The following is a 3,105-nucleotide window of genomic DNA, read 5'->3' as shown; positions in this document are numbered from 1 at the left end:
GCCAGCCGGCGAATGTGGTAGCCAACGCCCTTGTGCTCGGCCTTGCCTGCATCGCGCATGCGCTCATCGTGAACATAGATTGCGCCCTGCACGTCCGCGCCCTCGTCGTCTATCCAGCCGACATGGACAGGCTGCAATCTGCCGAATAGCGCTGCTGGTGGTTCGGCGTCCTTCTGTTTCGCGCAGGCTACCTCGATCGCACCGTTACGGTTCGATACGCGAATGGATGCATCGAGCGCGGCGCGCCATGCGGATGAGCCGCGTGCGCGATCCTTCGCTGCCTCAGCGTGGCCAGTGTGATGCACCAGGCAGACCGCTGCACCGAGCGCACGGCCCGCCACCTGACAGGCGATCAGCATAGCGCGCGTGTCCTGCGCGCTGTTCTCATCGCCACGCATGTGAGTGTGCAGCGTGTCGATGATGACAAGCGCGACGGGCTCGCCTGTAATCTCGCGCACGGCGCGGATGATTTGTTCCGCACCGCCGGGCGCGTCGAGATCAATGCCGCGGCTCGACACCAGCAGCCCGTCGAGGTTGTCCGGCAGGTGATGCCGCGCCCAACTGGCAATACGCAGGCGCAGCCCGTAGTGCCCCTCACCGGCCAGGTAGACTACCACGCCAGGCCTGACCTTGCGCCCGCACCAGTCCCGGCCGGTGACAATGTGACAGGCGATGTCCAGCGCAACGAATGTTTTCCCGGCACCCGATTCGCCGTAGATCATCGATAGCCCGTCAGCTGGCATCCATCCTTTGACAAGCCAGCGCAGCGGCGCGGGCTGGGCAATCAGCGATGTGGCGCGGGTCAGGTAGTAGTCGCTGCTCTCGGCCTTGACCGCCTCGAGCAGCGCGCCGGCCGCGTCGTTGCCGATGGATGCATTGGCCGCCACGTCGGCGGCCGGCTCGTAGCGCGCCACGCTGCGCGCTATCTGCGCGATTTCGGACGCGGGCAGTGGCAGCTCGCAGCGTGTTTCGTTCGCCACCGCCAGCGCGGCCAGAATCTCTGCCTCGGTCATGCCGTGGCGGCGCATTGCACCGCCTAGCGCGGTCAGACCGTCATTGCGCGATCCACGGATGAGGCCGCCATCTGTCGCCGCATCGGCTCGTCTGCGTGTGCAGCGCGTCGGCTCGATCCATGCGTCCGGCAGCGGAAATGGCGAAACGCCCTCGGTCGGATCGCTAGAGCCCTCCCATTCGTATCGCCGCCCGTCGATGGTGGATGGCGAAACGAGGAAATATCGGCCATCGCTCAACAGGTCGATGCCGTCGGCCAACTTCGCCGAGCGGATGCCGTGCTGCCACAGCGCCAGATAGTGCTGGCCCCCGCCGGCCGTGAGCTGCATCGCCCCGCCGGGTTCCGGACCGTGTTCCTCGCGCCAGCGCTGCCAGGATTCCTCGCCGCCGTTGCGCGGGTCGATGTCGTAGACGATGATGCCGGACGCCTCGCCGGCTGCTATGCCGACGTTGTACTCGGGGTTGTCGTTCCACCATCTGGTGATCTGCGTTACGTCGGTGGTTGCATCGCGCACACCGTGTGCCGTGGCAGGTGCTTTGCCGTTTGGTACGACCGGCAATACACGCCAGCCCCACGACGCATACAACAGCGCCGCATCAGCCTTGTTTGTCATGCGCGGTGCTCCGGTCGGCCTTCAGTTCACCGCGCGTTTTGATCTCCAGTTCGTACTGCCGCCCGAGCGGCGGATACACGCCCCATTGGTAAATGCTCTGCGTGCTGACGCCCAGCACTTGCGACAGTTCACGAATGCCGCCGAAATAATCGATGGCCTGCTGCGTCGTCATGTCGATGTTTCCCGTGGAACCCAAGCAGGCTTGACAATCTATGTTGTTAGTGTCAGTGTGTCAACACTCGCCGGGGTTCGGCGACACACAGGGATACAACATGGCTATTCAGTTGCGATCTACCGCAGCCGTCGCCAGCGATGGCGTCAAAGTCTGCGTCTACGGCGCGGCGGGCACGGGCAAAACCACGCTCATCGCCACGCTGCCCAATCCGATCATTCTCTCCGCAGAAGGCGGCCTGCTGTCGCTGCACGGCGCGGACATTCCCTACATCGTGGTGGACACGATGGACCGCCTGCGCGAGGCCTACACCTGGCTGCGCGAATCGAAGGAAGCCGCGCAATACGAGAGCGTGGCGCTGGATTCGATCAGCGAGGTGGCCGAGGTGGTGCTGGCGGCGGAAATGAAAAAGTCGAAGGACGGCCGAGCGGCCTATGGTGAAATGAACACTACCATGGCCGACATGATCCGCGCGTTTCGCGACCTGCCGGGCAAGCACGTCTACATGAGCGCGAAGCTCGAAAAGTCGCAGGATGAGACCGGCCGCATGCTCTACAACCCGTCGATGCCTGGAAAGACTCTCACGCAGCAGTTGCCCTACTTTTTCGACGAGCTGCTGGCCCTGCGCGTCGAACGCGATGCCGACGGCAAAACGCAGCGCGCCCTGATGTGCGATTCCGATGGACTGTGGCAGGCCAAGGACCGCTCCGGCTGGCTCGATCCGTGGATGCCGCCAGATCTGGGAGCGATCATCAATCGCATCAGCACACCGCAAACCAAGGAGTAACGTCACCATGGGATCACTGAGTGAATTCATCGGCCCGGAAGGCCTGCCCGAGCGCGAACAGCGTGATTTCGAGTGCTTGCCGGACGGCTGGTACTCGGCCGAGGTACTGACCGCAGACGTGTGCGCCACGAAGGCCGGCACGGGTGCGTACCTGGCCGTGCAGTTTGCCGTCACCGGCCCGACGCACGCCGGCCGGCGCGTCTGGCAGAACTACACGCTGCGCAACCCGTCATCGAGCGCGGAACGCATCGGCCGCGAGCAGCTGGGCGAGCTGGTGCGTGCGCTGGGCATCCAGACGCCGAAAGATTCCGACGAGCTGGTCGGCAATCTGTGCGAGATTCGGCTGACGACGAGACAGCAGGAGGGCTTTGCCCCGCGCAACTACGTGCAGGCTGCGCGTCCGCGCAGCGATGCGACGGCCGCGAAGGCCGTGGCGAAGGCCGCCGCGGCTGCCGTGAAGTCGCCGACCGCTGGCGGGTCCGCACCGCCCTGGGCCCGGAAGTGAAAAAAGCCCCGGCTGT

4 protein-coding genes are annotated in these 3,105 nt (G+C 64.8%); 2 read left to right on the top strand and 2 right to left on the bottom strand.

Annotation, left to right across the window (positions count from 1 at the left end; all coding sequences use genetic code 11):
* The coding region (locus Q0X16_RS05255) for an AAA family ATPase (RefSeq protein ID WP_297831527.1) at positions 1-1,625 on the bottom strand (1,625 nt) is incomplete at its 3' end.
* The gene (locus Q0X16_RS05250) at positions 1,609-1,797 is read right to left on the bottom strand and encodes a Cro/CI family transcriptional regulator (RefSeq protein ID WP_297831523.1); all 189 of its coding nucleotides are present in this window, start codon (positions 1,795-1,797) and stop codon (positions 1,609-1,611) included. The genes Q0X16_RS05255 and Q0X16_RS05250, both read right to left, overlap by 17 nt.
* A 100-nt stretch (positions 1,798-1,897) precedes the next feature.
* On the opposite strand from Q0X16_RS05250, the gene Q0X16_RS05245 reads away from it, so the two are divergent.
* Positions 1,898-2,584, top strand: a complete 687-nt coding sequence (locus Q0X16_RS05245; protein ID WP_297831520.1) for an ATP-binding protein — start codon at positions 1,898-1,900, stop codon at positions 2,582-2,584.
* Between the two features lie 7 nt (positions 2,585-2,591).
* Entirely contained in the window at positions 2,592-3,089 is a 498-nt protein-coding gene (locus Q0X16_RS05240; RefSeq protein ID WP_297831517.1) for a DUF669 domain-containing protein, read from the top strand.
* Positions 3,090-3,105 lie beyond the last annotated feature (16 nt).

Source organism: Thermomonas sp., assembly GCF_025993755.1.
Lineage (GTDB): Bacteria > Pseudomonadota > Gammaproteobacteria > Xanthomonadales > Xanthomonadaceae > Thermomonas.
Note: the sequence above shows the minus strand (reverse complement) of the source record. Positions and strands in the feature narration are given on the sequence as shown.